We start from the raw sequence: 17,193 nt of genomic DNA on the forward strand, positions 1-17,193 counted from the left end.
CCGTCCCGGGCAAGGAGCCAGAACCGACCTACAGGAGTAGGTGTGGATTTTATGCGGGAATTAGAGTTGCTGTTGTGCCGTAAGATTTCACTTGCGTATTAGTTAAAGTGTTAGATGTGAGGACGCCGTCTTTTTGTGTAGACACATAATCTATAAACATCCCGATAGATGAATACCGTGAAAAAGGTTCATTTATTAGATTCGTGGCATTTATTGTTAGCGCAGAATCCGCATTGATTACACCCGTGACACGTATTTTTCCGCTATTGGAGAGTGTGTACACTGTTGCGTTCCAGCCGCAGTTTTCTAGGCAGGTGAAAAGTTTTTCTAAAGGTTCAGATTCTAAGCAGGCAATGACGGGAGTCGCTCCCTGACTATCAGTCACTTTAAGGGTCAATTCACCCGAAAGGACACTATATAGAATATAATCTTCAAATTCGCTGCTGGTTATTTCCATCATTGCCCCCTCCCCATTTTTGATTCTAGTTCACTTTTCGCTTGTCTTGTGTATGTTATTGCTAACTTTAACGCTTCTTGTATGTCTGCTGCTGTGTTTAAGATTTTTAACGATTCTGGAGGTTTGCCGTCTCTTTCATCGTTTTTATAATGATGTACGTGAGCATTGTTGTGTGAGCAGTCTATAACGATATCTGTTTTCCATGGGCTGGTTTCTGTTTCTCGATATTGGACGCTGATAATGAAGTCTACCAATCTACCTTGTTTCCACATTTTTCCAGTAGTGCGGATCAATGGGTTGTCATTTATTAGGTATGTGATAGGGCTTTCTTCGCATTCGTTTCTTGGTGGTGGGCTGTAGTTTCCTTTAATTAAGGTGGTGGGCGGTTTTGCTGATTTGTTTTTGTGCCTATTTTTATTTAGTCCGCCCATAGTTAGAGATGTTATCAGGTAGGGTATTGGGGGTTCAATACGTTCAACTTTACTATTTCCCTGGGCTGCTAAGTTGCTAGTTTCTCCTGTGGAGTATGTTCTAGCAGAAAAGGTCTACGGGGGTAACGTGTTTCTTATTGCTGAGGAGTTGGGTTTGCCGGTGTGGGTGATGGAGGCTTATCGGGAAAGTTTAGAACTTAAGGCAGAAAATAGTCTGTGTACTGACGCACAAATGCAGGCTACATTAACTGAAAATTGCACAAAAATAAGCACTTTCACATAAGAAGAATTTTAGCCTTTTCCGCTGATATTTCAACGAAAAAGCCTATTTTTTACGATATCTAACCACTAGTTCGATTCCCGTCACCCGCTCCACTTAAGCACCGGATTTGATAAGTACCCTTTTGCGTTAGCGAGTATCGCTTAGGGGGGCGAAAAATCGCTTGCGTTAGCGGGTTTGGGTTTTGCGTTACCTAGTATCTTGTTTTCCCTGTTCAGATAGGATTTTAAGGTTTAACTCGCTAACGGATAATAGGTGGCGTTCGCTGTAGTGCTTGTGATGGTGGTTCTATTTCTATTTTTCGGTTGGATCTATTTTTCTCGCCTGTGTTTGGCTTTTAGTTAAGTTCTACTCTGTTGTATACGTAAGTGGCGGTGAAAAGTAGCGCAATGATTAGCAGTAGGCTGCTGGTGATTGGCCAGACCCAAGGTGCCTCGAGTGTGTCTTGAGCGAGGTTGTTGATTATGGGGGCGAGGCCAAGGGGAGTTTTGTTGCCCTCCTGGATAAATATCGCTGACATCGTTATTAGTAGGTAGGCTCCGAATCCGGCCGCAAGGGGCATGCCGATGCCTGGTTTAAAAGTGGCTGCGACCGTTTGTATTGCGTGAATGAGAATGATTTGTAGCGCCCATACCAAACTAGCCAATATAATCGGGGCGGGGTTAGCGCCTGGGAATAACAGTGATGTTCCTGCCCAAGCCAGGGCAGCGCTGAAGATGGCAAGGAATAAGGTAGATATCCAGCTGCTGATAGCAAAGCTGATGAGGTAGTGAGAGCGCTGCACGCTACCAGGGAAAATAAAAGGAATGTCACCATTGCCGGTAAGCACGCTGCAACGAAAAGAGTTCATTGCAACAAGGATTACGGTAAGAATTTGGGTAAGGTTCTTTATCCATCCCGCGTAGGCTTGCTGCCAGGAAGGTTCCGGTAGTGACTGTATTAGAGTGGTTACTTCTGATCCGGCCAGAAATCTGATGATTCGCGGCGTGTATTGGGTAAACAATCCCTGGGTGAGAGCAAGGATAACGAATACCCCACCTATAATCCATGTCCCATAGGAGCGTAGGAGCCATACAGCTTGATAGCGCCAGATCAATCTGAAACTCGAGGTATTCACGATTTTTTATCGCCGTCCTTAGTTAGTTTGGTGAAAAGTTCATCTAAGCCGGTAAAGGTGGGGTGAATCTTTGCGGCAGAATCGAGGTTATAGATAGCCTTAGCCACGGCGGTGGCAACGTCTGAACGCACCGTGACATCAAGGGTAACGTGCTTAGTTTGCTGATTGACTAGCTCGCCTAACTGTCCTTGAGCTAGCAGGCTACCGCGATGCAAGATCCCCACGTGGGTAGAGACTTTAGCGACATCGCTGAGGATGTGTGAGGAAAATACTATCGTTACCTGCCCGGTTAACTCGCGTAGTAGCCCCAGGATATCTGCTCGCCCGATCGGGTCAAGAGCGCTGGTTGGTTCGTCTATCAGTAGTAGTTTCGGGGCAGTAACGAGTGCTGCTGCTATTCCCATCCGTTGCTTCATGCCTCTAGAAAAGGAGCCGATTCTTCCGGGGGCTTTGTCGAGGTTAACCAGATTGAGTAGTTCGTCGCTTCTTTCGGCTGCAAGGTCTGGAGAGATTCCACCAAGGCGGGCGAGAGTGATGAGCGCATCCTTGGCTCTAAGCCAGGGGCTAATCTGGGGGACATCAGTCAGGTAAGACACGCCAGGGATCGGTTTGACCGGAAGTTTGCCTCGACTAACTCCCAGCACGGTGGCGCTACCACTACTGGCTCCGGCCAGTCCTGCAAGAATCCTCATGGTGGTGGTTTTGCCAGCCCCGTTAGCTCCCACAAACCCATAACAGGAGCCGGTAGGAACTCGAAGGTTTATGTTGTTTAGTACTTGGTGCTTACCGAAGGTTTTGGACAAATCTTTAGTACAGACTGCTAAATCCATGTTCATTCCTTCGGATACAGCTTGCTTACCACTGAACTCGCATCAACCTGGTGATGCTTGGCTGTAGCCTTCTGTTCATATTCACGCTGCACCTTAAGCTGTCTTTGTTCGTGAAAGTACATAACCAAAAAGACGATTGGCCCAATCAGTTGGCCAAAGAGGATAACCAAGAGCCACACTAGGCGATTTAAACCGGCAATGTGAGCTCGCTTATCGCGCAGCAAGCAAATCAAAGACCAGACCACCGCTACCAGTTGCAATCCTATAAGGATGCAAACTCCTATTAATGCTGGGGTCGGCAGATCCAACAGTTTATCTATAGGGTTCATTACTTGTCTCCTGAATTATGTAGCCGGGTTTTTACCCTGGCTAACGCGGTTTTTACATAAGCGAGTTGGCAAACGCCAGCAACGAGGGGCCATAAAGCAACAATGGGCACCATCGACCAGCGGCTCATTTTCCGCTTGTCGCCAGCCCGGCGCATTGCTGCAAGCCAGGCTATGGACATGGCTTCAACGCCCATCAAATCAGCCTGATTAGCCAAACGCACGGCATCTTCGGATTCTGGGTCATCGCGTCGGAAGACCTGTGGCGCTAGCGCTGCAACAGTCGTTAAAACCACTGGAGCTAGCGCAGCCTGCCTGCCGGTAATAAATTTTTCAGACCCTCCGCGTGTTGAGCGCTGAACGAGAACCTGCTCCTTGCGACTGAGCAGTACCGCCAAGAACCCAACCCCAATCCCACCAGCAATAGTGGTGAGCTTAATGCCGCGCTTTAGACTAGTGGGAACGTAGCTGGCCAAGTCCGGTAGAGAATCATCGGGCCGAATTAGCCCTAAACGCACACCAACAGCACCCAGATTAACGTCCCAACCCAGTCCGTATTTTCGAGGAATGAACAAGCGCGGATTCTCTGGTTCAAAACCATCCAACGCAGCATCAGAGCGCCCTAACCACAGCCCGGAGACAGGCATCCCCAAAACTCGCGCCTGCCCTTCTGCGTCCTTACCGAACCACTTCATTACCGTATTCCTTTCTGCGTTGTTCGCTTCACAGCACAATCAAGCGCCTCCCACTCACGGCGCATCTGCAATAAGCGATTCTTCCCAGATTTTGCGAGCTTATAAATCTTCCTCGGTGGTCCTACCGGAGACTCCTCCCAAGCCGTAACTACCAACCCTGATTTACGTAGCCGCGCAAGCAGCGGATATAACGTACCCGTAGAAATCTCCAACCCCGCTTCCTCACGAAAACGCTCTACAAGCTGCCCCCCGTAAGAAGGACGAGACGAAAGCAATCCAAGGACAACCAGTTCAACAGCGCCCTTGCGTAACTGTGACTCAGACACCAGCCCCTCCTTGCTTAACCATGTTCCTTGCATAACATACTACCGTGTGTCTAAAAGTCTAGCAACTACTTTTCCGCTAGGACATCAGGTATGATAAGTACCCTTTTGCGTTAGCGGGTTTGGGTTTTACGTTACCTAGTATCGTGTTTTCCCTGTTGAGCGTTATGCGTTTGAAATGTTTCTCTGAATGTGGAGTGTTTTACCTAATTCATCCAAGTGTTCATGTACACTATGAACACTAGGAGGTGTTCGTGGATATCATCGTTAGTAATGCAAGTTCTGATCCGATTTACGCTCAGATTAAGAATCAGCTCAAGGCGGCAATAATCAACAATCAGATAGCACCTGGCGAAAAGTTGCCGTCAATCCGGCGTTTGGCGTCACAGCTTCGTGTGTCAGTGATTACTACTAAGCGTGCCTATGACGAGCTAGAGCTAGAGGGTTTCATTGATTCCGTACAGGGACGAGGTAGCTTTGTTGCTTCTAAAAGCACTGAATTGCTCAAGGAAGAGCAGCGCAAAAAAGTCGAAGACTATTTGAAATCCGCCCTCGTCTCGGCTCGGGTTGCTGGCTTATCTGTTTCTGATTTGAAAGAGCTGATTGATTTATTAGGAGAATCCGATGAATGTGATTGAAACCAACGGACTCGTGAAAAAGTATCCAGGATTCACGCTCGGTCCGCTTGACCTTAAAGTTCCCCAGGGGGCAATTGTGGGTTTCGTGGGCGAGAACGGTGCCGGTAAATCCACAACGCTTCGTTTGATTTTAGGTCTTGCTCATCCCGATGCCGGGACAATAAACCTTTTGGGGCAGCCTGCCGGTGCAGATCACCCACAAGCACATGAACGAGTGGGGGTAGTTTTTGACGATATTAGCCTACCCGATAGTTTTACTGTTAAGAATGCTGGCGAGTTCGGCAAACGCCTGTACAAGAGTTGGGATGCGCAAACATACGCTAGTTACCAGCAGCGTTTTCATCTCGCTTCATCTAAGCGAGTTGGTGAGCTCTCTCGAGGTATGCGGATGAAGCTGGGGCTAGCGATGGCACTTTCCCATGCAGCAGATTTGCTGATTTTTGATGAGGCTACCAGTGGTTTAGATCCAGTGATTCGTGATGAAGTGCTTGATATCATGCTCGAATTTATCGAAGATCCGACCCACTCAATTCTATTTTCCTCCCACATCGTTTCCGATATTGAAAAAGCCGCCGACTACGTCGCTTTCATCCGTGAGGGCAAGTTGAAGTTCATGGAACAAAAAGATGAACTCTTAGATTCGTGGCGAATCGTAGCGTTGACCAATGAGCAGGCAAACCAGCTTGATGCCACACAAGTATTAGGGCGTCGCCGTCATGATTTTGGTCAAGAAGTAATCCTCCGCACCGGGGCAGTTCCTGCTGGTGTGCAAGCTGCTAGACCCACGATTGAGGACATCATGGTCTACACGATTAAAGGAGAAGATTAGTGAGAGCCGCATTTTATAAAGATCTTATTGCCAATCGTACATATATAGCTGTTTTAGGTTTGGTGCTCGTTGCGATCAGTGCTGTGGGGGTTTATGCAAACCAGTTGATTATCTTTCCGTTTATTTTTGGCATGATTGGGATGCTTTATTTTACGGCCACCTTTGCTCGTGATGCTGAATCCAAGGTGCACCGAACGATTCTTGCCGGGCCTATCAGCAGAAACGAGCTCGTTAATCTAAATTTTCTGATTACACTCGCTCTTGGGGTAGTGGCTTTCGCGGTTACAGGTGTTCTAGCCTATCTAATGGTTGATATGCCTTGGAAAAATACTGTTTTGGTGGCCAGTTTCGCCTTTGCCGTCACTCTGCTGTTGACCATTATTCAACTACCGTTGTTTTACAAATTCGGTCCGGAAAAAGCCAAGCTTTTTCTGGTCGCGGTATTCATCGTGGTATTCGCTGGATCATCCTTTGTTGGTTCCAACAAACAAGCAATCTTCGACTGGGCAGCAAAAGCCTTAACCTTACCCCCGCTCACCAGCGCAGGAATACTACTGACCGTGACGATCGTACTTACCGCAGTATCCCTTTCGATAAGTCGAAAGATTATGGCAGGTAAAGAATTCTAAGTTTTTAGAGCCCGATTTTGCATCCAATGTAGCGCCCTGCGTTCTTTTCAAAGCTTGACTTTGATTTCTTTCCCGGTCCTAAAGATGAACCGGATGTGGTTTGCGCCGATGGTGCGTGGTCGCTTAGAACGTTCCATTGTCAACGTAGAAGTGCGCGATGGATTTGCCAGCCAGCTGGACGTAGGCAATTTTAATCGCCATAGCCTTGGCTTTTTGGCTACTATCTACGTTCAGAGTTTATAAACTTAGAACGATATTGGCCTATTTCCCCTTCTCCTTTTGAAAGCCAATCGCTAACTGGCCTTTTTCTGGAATAGATTTACAATTCAGCTTTGCATTCTCAGAAACAACGCCGTCAAACTCTGCTGCAAGGAATAATGCGGCTCCAGAGCTGGATGGAAGATTAAAATGGGAATCATGGGCGCTAAAATTATCGCCATCTAATGTACATTGAGTGAAGTCATACCCAGTCTCAAACAAATCACGAGAAGCGAAAAGGTAAAGAGGTGTCTTATTGGCATATGCAGCGCCAAGATGGTCGCCACTCTTCAACTCGTCATACGCCCATGAAGAATTCAGCGCAAACTCTTCCTGCTCAGAATCGATTTTTCTATCCAGGAGCACGAAAGCAACAACGACTATAAAAGTGAGCAATAATATGCCTGCAATAAGCGCAACTATCCGTTTAGGTATACCTTTTTTCGCCATAATCAGCAATTTAGCATTTTTTTAGTGTTCGTACAGAGTTGAGCACTGGCAGCATTAGTTATCCCAAAAACCACTGGACCCAAGAATAAATACATCTCCATCTATCACACTGCCCGCAGCTGGAGCTGGCTCAATATCTCCTGGCAAGGCCGTGATAATAGGAAATCCACAATCGACCTCACAACACCACCACTGCTGCCCCGTGAGATGGTTAGTTTTCAGTTCCGCTTTTTCGACTACTCCTTTAAACACAGCATTAGCGCCGGCTTCCTCCGGCTTTGCATCTCCTGAATACAGTGCAAATAGGCAAGGGCTCGTAACAAATTTAGGACCTATATACATTTCGTCTGGCAAGTCTGGATCAAGCGAATCACTCATGTCAATCGGCGTCTGATTTTTCTTCCATTCATCTTCATTCGGATAAACCTGCACATCAAGCGCAACTGCACTCAAACGATAATCGTCATATTCAACAAGCACACCCTCTTTACCAAATTCATAAATTGGGTAGCGGTGTGGATCATCAACTACAGCCAATAAACGATACGTAGGATCTTCAATATCGCCATCTTCATAAATATCAAGCAGAGCTAAAGATGGATAAATTTGGTATGCCTTGACGTGATACCCTCGCGTCCCCTGTAAAGATGGCGAAGTGTAGGGAGGATAATCCTGATAGCGGAATATCGACACCGCCGCACCACTCTCATCTTGATAAATACTGACGGCTGCAAAAGGCCCAGCATCGGTAACGGTCTTCAACGGCCTTTCGCACATTGCGCTAACAAGATCGCCCCACTCAGGATAATCAAAGCCTAAAGAATGTAAATCAGGAGAAATCATGCTCCTATTATCGCAGACTTCGCCCCAAAAAAGTTAGAGTTTCTCCGGCTAAGCCACCGAGCACTAAGCCACCGGGCGGCGAGCAGCTTTCAGCGCGCCCACGCCAGCGAACAGTGCAAGCAGTGCCACAATTCCTCCCGCAAATACCGGGAATTCACTACCCGTACGCGGAAGGTTCTTAGCTGGCTGAGCTGGTGTAGCCTGATTTACTGGCTTTTCCGGCTTCTTGTACTCTACTGTCCACTGCAAATTAGCAGCCAGTTGCTTATAGGTGAAGGATGCTTTCCCTAAATCAGATGCCGAAATCCCTAACTCTGCATAAAAAGCAGCTAAATCCGCTTTCGGAATATCTACGCCGTCTTTCTTTGCGCTCCAGTTCAACACATAACCTTCTGGCGCAGCAGGAGCAGTCAACTGTACAGAATGGCCGGCACCAATTGCCTGCACTTCCGGAATGGCAGCATCTGGCGCCCCAAAAGGCATTTGCAAGGGGAAAGTATTAGTACCATCAAAATACTGAGCACTCGGATTTCCAGTTACTCCCGAATCATTCGCTACTAGAGCAGTAGAGACGGCATAGATTCTGCCAATTTCTGCCACAACTGACTTACCGGCTGACACTGGCATGATTTTACCGTCATTACCCTGCAAATAACCTTCAGCGCTGGTAGAACCAACAGCAGGCGTCAAATAACCCACATATTCTTTTGCGTCAATATTAGCTTGCGCGCTATTAGTGGTGAATGCGGAGAGTTTTCCCTCTTTAGTGGCATTATTTGTCCACTTGTAGGCCACCTTGCCAGCACCATTAAAGATACCCGTTGGAGTAACTGGATTATCGTCAGCGTCCATTCCGATATTCATAGACCCCTTACCGTAACCCTCTAGATACACATTCCCAGAAGTGGTGACCTTAATAGTATTCGCAGTAATTGGACGCGCAAATCCCACCTTCAGATTATCAGTATCTACTTTGATATTGAGATTTGCACTGCCAGCAACCTCAACTTTCGAAGCGCCGATATCGAGAGTATCGATTCCAAAAAACACCGGAACTGACCTCTTGGTCTTTTTCTTATCGTAGAATTCGGCTTTATCAATATCCGCTTTCGTATAGTGGCCAGTGATATTTACGGTGCCAGATTTAAAGGTGATTCTGGAGCATGCCTCATCCTCACAGAGAATACCCCACTGATCTAAACGTGCCTCACCGGCCGTATTGTACACAGGATAAGTATCGATATTTAATACTGCCCCGGGAGCACCTACAAACTGCGCAGCCTGCCCCGAAAGGCTAAAATCAATACCTCTAATACCAGAACCACCGGCATTTGCGGAAAGATAGTTGACGCCTTCAAATTTTATGGTGACGAGAGGCTTCTTACCGTCGTTATTCACCTGGAATCCCGGTAAATATTTAACTTCAGGATCTGCCGAATTTAAACGAGCGCGGTCATCGTAGTTCCGGAAAGTGAGAGTAGCAGTAGCCGGATCCCAGCCCCAACCATTTTCACCAGCCGCGAGCGGATAAGCCTTTGCTTTTTCATCCGTATTCAGCATACTTCCCGTATTAGATTTACCTTTTTCACCCACATATTCCGTGGCAGTTTCTACCGCATATTTCCGGGCGTCGTCTACCGTCATTGCCGAGGCAAGCAAAGGAGCTCCTCCAGCAATTCCTGCCGTAAGAAGCGTAGCAGTAACGACTCCCCCAAATATCTTCCGCAATTTCATCGGCTTTTCCTATCTCGCTTAGTTCTATCTCGCTTAGTTCCGGTATTGCTATTGTTCACTAATATAACTACGGCAATTGTATGCTTATCTAAGTTACCTGACTAGCGCCTTAGTTAAATTCACACTTGCCGAAAAAGGCTACATATAGCCATTTCGAATGGCTGCGCACAGCTATTCTGAAGGAATTATCTATATAGAATTCGGAGGATTATTGACGATTAACGGAATCCCAAATATGAGCATCTGACGAAGAGGGATTAAGAATTTCCTATTATCTCCCCTGCTCATTCCTCCCCTTTTCGCTACAAAAATCAATTAATAGAATCATTCCCGCTTACGTGGGGAGAGTTAGACATTTGTAGTCTTCTAAAATCTCCATGAAATCTTCGTCATCCTTAAAAGCATCGAAAACCTCATCACGTAAATTTTTCGGTAAAGAAAGATTGTGTAAATCGAGCCAATGGAAAGCATCCCACATAGCCGCCTCTGGAGCTCCAACATAGTAGGCGCGCATTACACAATTACGCTCCCATTTATCTTCTATAAGCGGATAAGTATATTTAAGTATCCGCTCAGGTAGCCAGTCACCTTCCGGCGGAATATCAAGCTCAAATATATTTATCGTTTCCATATTTTTATTGTAAATGGTTTACCAGACTAAAATTCTCTGATAACCAACTTAAATCACCTACATTTATGTGTGCTTTATTGTTGTAATAGATAGCTACGTCAGCTCCAAAAATCGGGTGAAAATAATGCAGGGCGGATTCTAACTGTTTCAGTTAGATTTTCTCCTGTGCAGGAACAAAATCGGTATTATCATCCGGTGAGATTGGAGTCGCAACAAGTTTTTCTTCCATTGTTTGCTACATATCAGCCATATGTGTTTTCCTTCCCGTGCGGGCATAAAAAGAACCCACCCCGTGCGGGATGGATAAAACAAAACCCCACCAGATGGCGGGGTTAAACTTATGAAAAATTAGTGAGATTTATACAGCATGCTTAGCACGGTGCTTCGCAATCCAACCAAGCGTACGTTCAACCAACTCTGGATCCCAACTACCGCGAACCTCAGCCTCAGTAATATCCAGAAGCTCAAGCGGTATTTCAATATTCTCAAGCAAAGTTCCTTGGAGGAATGCATCCAGCTCAATACCGGGTTCAGCACCATCTCGTCCACTATTGACAAAAATTCTTGCGGTAGGGCTAAGTAGATCAAAATATGGTGCATACAACTCTAATAGAGCCTTAGCCCCTAGAGCTTCAGCCATATCACCACTCCTCCCGCCAGTCAGCTTTCATAGGAACTTTAATTCTACCAACAATAGTTTTTTATAAACCCCTTCACCGCATATCGAGTAAGCGGCGTTAAAATTGCTTAATTCCTTACCCCATACATGAATATGGACAACGACACCATGAATTTCCTTACGGCAAACTACAGCATCACCCTGCGTCTGTCATTAAAATAATGACAGCGCAAAATACACAAATAGGCATCAACCCAGTACAGTTCAGTATATGGAAAGCGTATTTTCTTCTGTTCTCGTCTATATATCCACTTCTATCGACTACTTAGTAGTGCTGACGATTCTCTTCGCGACGCAAGGCCGGCGCTACATCAAATCGATATACCTCGGGCAGTACCTCGGCACCACTCTTTTGGTGGCGGGAAGTCTCATCGCGGCTCGTTTCCTCAGTTTCATTCCGCAAGATTGGATTATCGGCTTGCTGGGAATCATCCCTATTGGGCTGGGGATTCGCGCTATTTTTGTCGATGAAGACGTAGACGAAGAAGAAATTGCAGAAAAACTGCGCACAAAGGGATCAAAAATTCTGGCTTTCACCGGGCTCACTGTGGCTATGGGGGGAGATAATATCGGAATCTATGTGCCGTATTTTACGGGAAGGGCTCCCCTGCAAATTCTGATTTCGCTGAGCGTATTCGCTTTGGGGATTCTAGCTCTTTGCCTGATTTCACAGCGCCTTGCCGCCGTGCCAGCTATCGGGGAAACGGTGGAAAAATACGAAAAAATTATCGTACCTATCGTATTTATCGGCCTTGGCTGCTATATTCTCGCCGAAAACGGAACTATCGGATACCTACTAAATTTGATAGGCGCATAGAAAATCAAAATAAAAAACTCTAATCACAATGCCACATTTTTACATTTCAGCTTTTATTTAGGGTAGGCTTACCTCTAGAAATTCGGACTTGCCAGAGGTTGGCACTTCTCTCAAATCCGCAACTTTCTTTTCACTACCCGAAATGCACCGCATTTGCACTAATGCGGAATAAGAGGAGGATAGTTCGTGCAGGTAAAGCCCAATATGCGGGAGACCCAGAGCGCGGCGAGTGCTGCCCGCCGATTACTTGCGGGCGCCGGTAGCGCAACAGCTCTTTTCTACGAATATCCCACAGCTCCTAAATTGGATAACTTCGCCCACGGTCTGACGAGCGACGGAGAGCTGGTAATAGTGACATGCAAACCAGATATCCGTTTTTTACCTAATAACTCCGCCTCCACTGCCACAAACCATGCAACAAATGAGCTAAATTCCGCGGAAACGTATCGAATCCGCTTTGAAATATCTCGCGATGCACCTCGTTTTGACGTAAAAATCCTCACTGCGTCGCTGCATTTACTCGGAGATTTATGCTGGGTAGCGCCGGCAGAAGTTGCTCGGCTACTCAGCAGCGATAAACTTCCGGAAAACTTGCGGGTATTACTAGGAGTACCCGGAGCACGTCTAGCAACTATCCACTTTCAGCAAGCCGTACTGCACGATCCAAATGGCATAACTCCGCTGAGCCGCGTCGAAATAATTTCTGCTTCTACTGCTCAATTCCCCAGTTCAGCCCAAGAGCTCGACTGCTACGCCTTAGTGGGTGCACAACCAAATAATGTGCTCAGTCGGGTCTGCCGAGCTGTAGTAGCAGGGCAGGCACCAGGAAAAGTTTGCTCTAAATGCCCGCTAAAACTCGCGCACGCATCACTAGCCAATAGAGTATTTTGCGCAGATATCGATAGTAGCGGGGTTACTTTGATGTATGTGGGAATAGGGGAAATGACCACAGTATATGCACAGTTTTCCGAGCCGGTAAAAAATATATCGCAATTTAGCGCCCAACTTAGCCAGCTCGGGTAAATCCAGCCTCGTGATGTGCAAGCTCTTGCGTATCTGACGAACGAGGTTGGCAGGTTGGGGTTCCCATCACTATCGGGAACCCCAACCTCGCAAACTAAGATTATTACCTACTGGGCGCACTCCACTATTAAAAATGCAGTGCAGAACTACCGCATTCTAAGAGTATTTCTGCTGGTTCTTTCGCAGCCAGCTATTTAAGTTTTACGCTTAGCGGAGTTCGAACGAAGCGCAGTCAGCGGTTTCGCCCACCAGTTCAATTTCCTTGGCGGTGCAAAGCAAATTGGAATTATGTACACATTCCAAACGCTGGCAAGCTCCCACGGTTCCGGCGGCGGTTTCTAAGCCGGCGCGCGCATCCAGAGTTACTAAAGTGCCACAGCTCGGCTGGTTAGTGTGACCAGCAATCGTGATTGCTAAAGCTGTGCAGCCGTTGTTGTTGAACGCACATCCAGTGGCTGAGCAGGATTTAATAGTTGTTGCGGTGCTCATGATGAAAACCTTTCGATTGTTAATCCTGCGTATCTGACACTTTTAGTCTAAGAAGCCCTAAAAATTACACAACGCAGGATTGCCTCACCAATATCCGCTATTCACGGTTTTCCTAAATCACCGGCAAAATCTGACGTATCGCCACTTATCCGCTTATTACTGCGGTTTTCTCTCATAAAAGACTTTTTTGCCCATAATTCTTATAGCCGCTTTCCCAGCGAAATAGCCAATTAACGAAAGTAAAGTATTCCGTTATATAGCGAAATAAAGAGAATGCTGCCAAATTTCGCTGCACATAAACATCAAGCGCCGCAACGTACCAAATGCCGCACTACTCCTGAATACCTCAGTTGATTTTATTTAATCCACATTCTTTAATCAGCATTCTCGGAGCAGAACTGCGCCAATTTTGCCGCTGCCCGCGGCAAAGCCGCAAAAATTCTCTCTAAAGCACTATCGCTGTGCGCAGCAGAAACAAACCACGCTTCGAAACACGAAGGAGGCAGCGCAATTCCTTCCTCCAACATAGCGTGGAAAAATACGTTATACATTTGCGCATTTTGCTGCTGTGCAGCGGCATAATCATGCACGCCCGCTTGCGCCGGATCTGCGCCAAAAAAGACGCTAAAGAGATTAGCGGCGGTGTTTATCTGATAAGGAATTTCTCGCTTAGTAAATTCAGCCGCTAAGTGCTGGCAAATTTGCTGCGCTACTGTATCTACTCGTTCGTAGACCGCTCTATCGGCGAGTTCTAAGGTCTTTAATCCAGCCGCCGTCGCCAAAGGATTTCCGGAGAGAGTGCCCGCCTGATAAACCGCACCCACCGGAGCTAAATGTTCCATAATTTCCCGGGCTCCGCCTACGGCAGCTAGCAGCATTCCCCCGCCAACCACTTTTCCGAAAGTATAAATATCCGGTAGGTAACTGGCTGCCGCCAATTCTTTGCGCACCCACTCTTGGCGCGCGGCCACATCAGTGGTCGCTTCCGGCGGAAGAGGAGCTCCATTCCACTTCTTCCCATAGCCGGTTTCGTATCCCCAGAATCCAGCCGGAGATGCTCGGAAGCCGGTCAATACTTCGTCGAGAATCATCAAAGCTCCATACTGGCTAGTGACCTCCCGAATCACCTGGTTAAACCCGTTAATTGGCGGAACTATTCCCATATTTGCCGGGGACGCTTCGGTAATTACTGCTGCGATTTCAGTGCCCCGCAACTGGAAAACTTCTCGGAGAGCTGCCGCGTCATTATAGGGAATCACCAGTGTATCTGCCGCCGTTCCCCGCGGTACACCTGCCGAACCGGGCAAACCTTGCGTGGCTACTCCAGAGCCCGCTGCCGCCAGTAAGCCATCAGAATGCCCATGATAGCAGCCAGCAAATTTGACTATAACCTCGCGCCCGGTGACTCCCCGCGCCAGGCGAATCGCCGTCATGGTGGCTTCGGTGCCGGTAGAAACCATGCGCACTTGTTCCGCACCCGGCACTCGCGCCGTGATGGCATTTGCCAAATCCGTTTCACTCTCGGTTGGAGCTCCGAAACTCAAACCTTTTGCTGCAGCTTCTTGCACCGCTGCGACCACTTCTGGGTGAGCATGGCCGAGGAGAGCTGGCCCCCACGTGCACACTAAATCCACATATTCTTTGCCATCGATATCGTAGATATAGGGGCCACGAGCAGCACTTATAAAACGCGGCGCGCCGCCTACTGCCCCGAAAGCGCGCACCGGAGAATTTACTCCTCCGGGAATTGCCACTTTTGCTTTTGCGAATGCTGCTTCTGTTTTCATCGCTCTACTCCGCTTCTTTTCGCTACTTCAAGTGCCCAATAAGTCAAGATTACATCGGCGCCGGCGCGGGCAATAGAGATTAGAGATTCTTGAATTGCCCGTTCCCGATCAATCCAGCCTTTCGCGGCGGCCGCTTCTAACATCGCATATTCTCCACTCACTTGATAGGCAGCTACCGGCACCTGCACGGTGGCGGCCACATCAGCTACGACGTCTAAATAATGGCTAGCCGGTTTTACCATCACAATATCGGCCCCTTCGGAAATATCTAGCAGCGCCTCCCGCAGACCTTCTTTACGGTTAGCAGGATCTTGCTGATAAGTCCGGCGATTCCCCTTTAGAGTGGAGCCCACCGCTCCTCGGAAAGGCCCAAAAAAAGCAGATGCATATTTCGCTGAATACGCCATTATTGCCACATCACTAAATCCAGCTACATCTAAAGCCTGGCGAATATAGCGCACCTGCCCGTCCATCATTCCAGAAGGGCTCACCATATGGGCACCTGCTTGCGCCTGCGATAGTGCCATTTTGGCATAGAGCGGCAAAGTGGCGTCATTATCTACCGTCCCGTCGTCTCGCACTACTCCACAATGGCCGTGACTAGTAAATTCATCAAGGCAGGTATCGGCGCAAATGACGAGGGCATCGCCCACTTCTTCCCGAATTGCCGAGATTCCCTGATTCAAAATTCCCGCTTCTGCCCATGCATTCGATCCGATGGCGTCTTTCTGCTCTGGAAGCGGCACCCCGAATAAATCGATACCTCCAACGCCCGCTTCTACTAGCTCTCTTGCCAAAGCGCGAATTGAATCTAGGGTGTGCTGATACTGCCCCGGCAAAGCAGAAATTGGCTCCGGAGCGGTGATTCCCGCCCGCACAAACGCTGGGTACATCAACTGACTAGGAGAGATACGAGTTTCTGCCACGAGCTCACGCAAAGCTTTTGTGCTCCGCAACCGGCGCGGTCTTTGTAGTAAATCCATTATTAACTCCTCTACTCTCTGCTATTTTCTACTATTTTCTAGGTCTATTTTTAAAATAAGTTTTGCAATATCGGCGGCGGTGGGGCGCGCAGCAACTCCGATTACCTCTAAACCAGCTCGCTGAGCATCTTGGGCACTCTGCTCACCCAAGGCAATTATCGGCGCTGGGCGTACTCGGGCAACTGCTGTAAGCTGTGCATACGCCACAGCCGCCGAACCAGCAGTCACCACCACGATATCGGCGTCATAAAAATCTTCTGCGAGGCAAGGTAGAGAGTACGGGGAATAAATAGCGATTTTTTCTACTTTCATTCCAAATTTCTGCACTCCGGCCAACAAAGTAGGTTTTGCCTGCTTAGAACCAAGAATCCAAGCACAAGGCGGATTTTGTGCCGCTATGCCAGTATCCGCTACCAACTGCTCCGAAAGCACTCCGAGCAGAGCGCGCGCATTCGCAGCCGGAGTAAACGCACAAGTAATGCCGATATTCTGCAAAGCAGCAGCTGTCTTTTCTCCAACGACGCCGTAGCGACTACCACGCGCCGCTAAACTCTGGAGCTGCGCAATCTGCGCTTTATCCAGATATTCAAAGCTACGAGCGGAGGTAAAGAATACCCAATCCGGAAAAGTAGCAGGAAGTTGGAAATTCTCTTTTTTATAATTGGTGAGCGGCGCAGCGACTACGGAAAAATTTTCCACAGCGTCTACTGGGCAGGGGCTACTTTCTGCACGGCTCCCGGTACAGCTTCCATTTGCAGATTTTTCTGCACGGCTTTCGGTGCGGCTTCTGGCGGTTTCGCCAACCCGCGCAGAATTTTGCTGCAAACAAGTGGCAATTTCCTGCGCCAGCTGCTTCCGCTTTTGCGTCACTACAATTCGCATCACACCAACACCATTTTTACTCGTTTTTCGCTCAGTCATTCCCGCTTTTCTCAGTCGCCCCC

General features: G+C 47.8%; 21 protein-coding genes. 5 read left to right on the top strand and 16 right to left on the bottom strand.

Annotated elements, in window-relative coordinates; translation table 11 throughout:
• Window positions 1-49: 49 nt before the first annotated feature.
• From BQ7117_RS00265 to BQ7117_RS00295, 7 genes are all read right to left on the bottom strand, one after another.
• Window positions 50-460, bottom strand: coding sequence for a hypothetical protein (locus BQ7117_RS00265; protein WP_073995678.1), 411 nt, complete (start codon window positions 458-460; stop codon window positions 50-52).
• Complete coding sequence (locus BQ7117_RS07590; RefSeq protein ID WP_143273933.1) at window positions 457-888, bottom strand: hypothetical protein; 432 nt, start codon at window positions 886-888, stop codon at window positions 457-459. Before BQ7117_RS07590 ends, BQ7117_RS00265 begins: the two co-directional genes overlap by 4 nt.
• A gap of 617 nt (window positions 889-1,505) precedes the next feature.
• Complete coding sequence (locus BQ7117_RS00275; RefSeq protein ID WP_073995680.1) at window positions 1,506-2,285, bottom strand: ABC transporter permease; 780 nt, start codon at window positions 2,283-2,285, stop codon at window positions 1,506-1,508.
• Window positions 2,282-3,121, bottom strand: coding sequence for an ABC transporter ATP-binding protein (locus BQ7117_RS00280; protein ID WP_337189412.1), 840 nt, complete (start codon window positions 3,119-3,121; stop codon window positions 2,282-2,284). Before BQ7117_RS00280 ends, BQ7117_RS00275 begins: the two co-directional genes overlap by 4 nt.
• Entirely contained in the window at window positions 3,118-3,444 is a 327-nt protein-coding gene (locus tag BQ7117_RS00285) for a PLDc N-terminal domain-containing protein (RefSeq protein WP_073995682.1), read from the bottom strand. Before BQ7117_RS00285 ends, BQ7117_RS00280 begins: the two co-directional genes overlap by 4 nt.
• Complete coding sequence (locus BQ7117_RS00290; RefSeq protein WP_073995683.1) at window positions 3,444-4,136, bottom strand: DUF5808 domain-containing protein; 693 nt, start codon at window positions 4,134-4,136, stop codon at window positions 3,444-3,446. Before BQ7117_RS00290 ends, BQ7117_RS00285 begins: the two co-directional genes overlap by 1 nt.
• Window positions 4,136-4,462: a PadR family transcriptional regulator gene (locus BQ7117_RS00295; RefSeq protein ID WP_073995684.1), complete on the bottom strand. Its 327-nt coding sequence runs from the start codon at window positions 4,460-4,462 to the stop codon at window positions 4,136-4,138. The genes BQ7117_RS00290 and BQ7117_RS00295 overlap by 1 nt, the downstream gene beginning before the upstream one ends.
• A gap of 251 nt (window positions 4,463-4,713) precedes the next feature.
• On the opposite strand from BQ7117_RS00295, the gene BQ7117_RS00300 reads away from it, so the two are divergent.
• The 3 genes from BQ7117_RS00300 to BQ7117_RS00310 are packed head-to-tail and all read left to right on the top strand — an operon-like array spanning window position 4,714 to window position 6,555.
• Window positions 4,714-5,097: a GntR family transcriptional regulator gene (locus BQ7117_RS00300; RefSeq protein WP_073995685.1), complete on the top strand. Its 384-nt coding sequence runs from the start codon at window positions 4,714-4,716 to the stop codon at window positions 5,095-5,097.
• On the top strand, window positions 5,084-5,926 hold the full coding sequence (locus BQ7117_RS00305) for an ABC transporter ATP-binding protein (protein ID WP_073995686.1): 843 nt from the start codon (window positions 5,084-5,086) through the stop codon (window positions 5,924-5,926). The genes BQ7117_RS00300 and BQ7117_RS00305 overlap by 14 nt, the downstream gene beginning before the upstream one ends.
• The gene (locus tag BQ7117_RS00310) at window positions 5,926-6,555 is read left to right on the top strand and encodes an ABC-2 transporter permease (RefSeq protein WP_237563018.1); all 630 of its coding nucleotides are present in this window, start codon (window positions 5,926-5,928) and stop codon (window positions 6,553-6,555) included. The genes BQ7117_RS00305 and BQ7117_RS00310 overlap by 1 nt, the downstream gene beginning before the upstream one ends.
• A 261-nt stretch (window positions 6,556-6,816) precedes the next feature.
• Here BQ7117_RS00310 and BQ7117_RS00315 read toward each other — a convergent pair whose 3' ends face one another.
• From BQ7117_RS00315 to BQ7117_RS00335, 5 genes are all read right to left on the bottom strand, one after another.
• Window positions 6,817-7,263, bottom strand: a complete 447-nt coding sequence (locus tag BQ7117_RS00315) for a hypothetical protein (protein ID WP_084789781.1) — start codon at window positions 7,261-7,263, stop codon at window positions 6,817-6,819.
• Between the two features lie 54 nt (window positions 7,264-7,317).
• Complete coding sequence (locus tag BQ7117_RS00320) at window positions 7,318-8,106, bottom strand: hypothetical protein (RefSeq protein ID WP_073995687.1); 789 nt, start codon at window positions 8,104-8,106, stop codon at window positions 7,318-7,320.
• 63 nt (window positions 8,107-8,169) lie between these two features.
• The gene (locus tag BQ7117_RS00325; protein WP_073995688.1) at window positions 8,170-9,840 is read right to left on the bottom strand and encodes a hypothetical protein; all 1,671 of its coding nucleotides are present in this window, start codon (window positions 9,838-9,840) and stop codon (window positions 8,170-8,172) included.
• Between the two features lie 334 nt (window positions 9,841-10,174).
• Window positions 10,175-10,471, bottom strand: coding sequence for a hypothetical protein (locus tag BQ7117_RS00330; RefSeq protein ID WP_073995689.1), 297 nt, complete (start codon window positions 10,469-10,471; stop codon window positions 10,175-10,177).
• Window positions 10,472-10,829: 358 nt separating this feature from the next.
• Window positions 10,830-11,111, bottom strand: coding sequence for a hypothetical protein (locus tag BQ7117_RS00335; protein WP_073995690.1), 282 nt, complete (start codon window positions 11,109-11,111; stop codon window positions 10,830-10,832).
• Between the two features lie 250 nt (window positions 11,112-11,361).
• On the opposite strand from BQ7117_RS00335, the gene BQ7117_RS00340 reads away from it, so the two are divergent.
• Window positions 11,362-11,967, top strand: coding sequence for a CadD family cadmium resistance transporter (locus BQ7117_RS00340; RefSeq protein ID WP_073995691.1), 606 nt, complete (start codon window positions 11,362-11,364; stop codon window positions 11,965-11,967).
• A gap of 186 nt (window positions 11,968-12,153) precedes the next feature.
• Window positions 12,154-12,990, top strand: a complete 837-nt coding sequence (locus BQ7117_RS00345; RefSeq protein WP_073995692.1) for a hypothetical protein — start codon at window positions 12,154-12,156, stop codon at window positions 12,988-12,990.
• Window positions 12,991-13,197: 207 nt separating this feature from the next.
• On the opposite strand, the gene BQ7117_RS00350 is transcribed toward BQ7117_RS00345, so the two are convergent.
• The 4 genes from BQ7117_RS00350 to BQ7117_RS00365 all read right to left on the bottom strand — a co-directional run bounded on the left by BQ7117_RS00350 (window position 13,198) and on the right by BQ7117_RS00365 (window position 17,170).
• Window positions 13,198-13,479: a DUF1540 domain-containing protein gene (locus tag BQ7117_RS00350; RefSeq protein ID WP_073995693.1), complete on the bottom strand. Its 282-nt coding sequence runs from the start codon at window positions 13,477-13,479 to the stop codon at window positions 13,198-13,200.
• Between the two features lie 374 nt (window positions 13,480-13,853).
• On the bottom strand, window positions 13,854-15,266 hold the full coding sequence (gene hemL / locus BQ7117_RS00355; RefSeq protein WP_073995694.1) for a glutamate-1-semialdehyde 2,1-aminomutase: 1,413 nt from the start codon (window positions 15,264-15,266) through the stop codon (window positions 13,854-13,856).
• Window positions 15,263-16,249 (bottom strand): porphobilinogen synthase, encoded by a 987-nt coding sequence (hemB, locus tag BQ7117_RS00360; protein WP_073995695.1) that lies wholly within the window; start codon window positions 16,247-16,249, stop codon window positions 15,263-15,265. Before hemB ends, hemL begins: the two co-directional genes overlap by 4 nt.
• A 21-nt stretch (window positions 16,250-16,270) precedes the next feature.
• Entirely contained in the window at window positions 16,271-17,170 is a 900-nt protein-coding gene (locus BQ7117_RS00365; protein ID WP_073995696.1) for a uroporphyrinogen-III synthase, read from the bottom strand.
• Window positions 17,171-17,193 lie beyond the last annotated feature (23 nt).

The sequence above is a fragment of the Arcanobacterium urinimassiliense genome (assembly GCF_900119495.1).
In the GTDB taxonomy this organism is placed as follows: domain Bacteria; phylum Actinomycetota; class Actinomycetes; order Actinomycetales; family Actinomycetaceae; genus Arcanobacterium_A; species Arcanobacterium_A urinimassiliense.

Bases quoted from the DNA above. Each gene is read 5' to 3' on its own strand.
- BQ7117_RS00265 (WP_073995678.1), bottom strand. From the start codon at position 460: ATGATGGAAATAACCAGCAGCGAATTTGAAGATTATATTCTATATAGT.
- BQ7117_RS07590 (WP_143273933.1), bottom strand. From the start codon at position 888: ATGGGCGGACTAAATAAAAATAGGCACAAAAACAAATCAGCAAAACCG.
- BQ7117_RS00280 (WP_337189412.1), bottom strand. From the start codon at position 3,121: ATGAACATGGATTTAGCAGTCTGTACTAAAGATTTGTCCAAAACCTTC.
- BQ7117_RS00285 (WP_073995682.1), bottom strand. From the start codon at position 3,444: ATGAACCCTATAGATAAACTGTTGGATCTGCCGACCCCAGCATTAATA.
- BQ7117_RS00290 (WP_073995683.1), bottom strand. From the start codon at position 4,136: ATGAAGTGGTTCGGTAAGGACGCAGAAGGGCAGGCGCGAGTTTTGGGG.
- BQ7117_RS00305 (WP_073995686.1), top strand. From the start codon at position 5,084: ATGAATGTGATTGAAACCAACGGACTCGTGAAAAAGTATCCAGGATTC.
- BQ7117_RS00315 (WP_084789781.1), bottom strand. From the start codon at position 7,263: ATGGCGAAAAAAGGTATACCTAAACGGATAGTTGCGCTTATTGCAGGC.
- BQ7117_RS00320 (WP_073995687.1), bottom strand. From the start codon at position 8,106: ATGATTTCTCCTGATTTACATTCTTTAGGCTTTGATTATCCTGAGTGG.
- BQ7117_RS00325 (WP_073995688.1), bottom strand. From the start codon at position 9,840: ATGAAATTGCGGAAGATATTTGGGGGAGTCGTTACTGCTACGCTTCTT.
- BQ7117_RS00330 (WP_073995689.1), bottom strand. From the start codon at position 10,471: ATGGAAACGATAAATATATTTGAGCTTGATATTCCGCCGGAAGGTGAC.
- BQ7117_RS00335 (WP_073995690.1), bottom strand. From the start codon at position 11,111: ATGGCTGAAGCTCTAGGGGCTAAGGCTCTATTAGAGTTGTATGCACCA.
- BQ7117_RS00340 (WP_073995691.1), top strand. From the start codon at position 11,362: ATGGAAAGCGTATTTTCTTCTGTTCTCGTCTATATATCCACTTCTATC.
- BQ7117_RS00350 (WP_073995693.1), bottom strand. From the start codon at position 13,479: ATGAGCACCGCAACAACTATTAAATCCTGCTCAGCCACTGGATGTGCG.
- hemL (WP_073995694.1), bottom strand. From the start codon at position 15,266: ATGAAAACAGAAGCAGCATTCGCAAAAGCAAAAGTGGCAATTCCCGGA.
- hemB (WP_073995695.1), bottom strand. From the start codon at position 16,249: ATGGATTTACTACAAAGACCGCGCCGGTTGCGGAGCACAAAAGCTTTG.
- BQ7117_RS00365 (WP_073995696.1), bottom strand. From the start codon at position 17,170: ATGACTGAGCGAAAAACGAGTAAAAATGGTGTTGGTGTGATGCGAATT.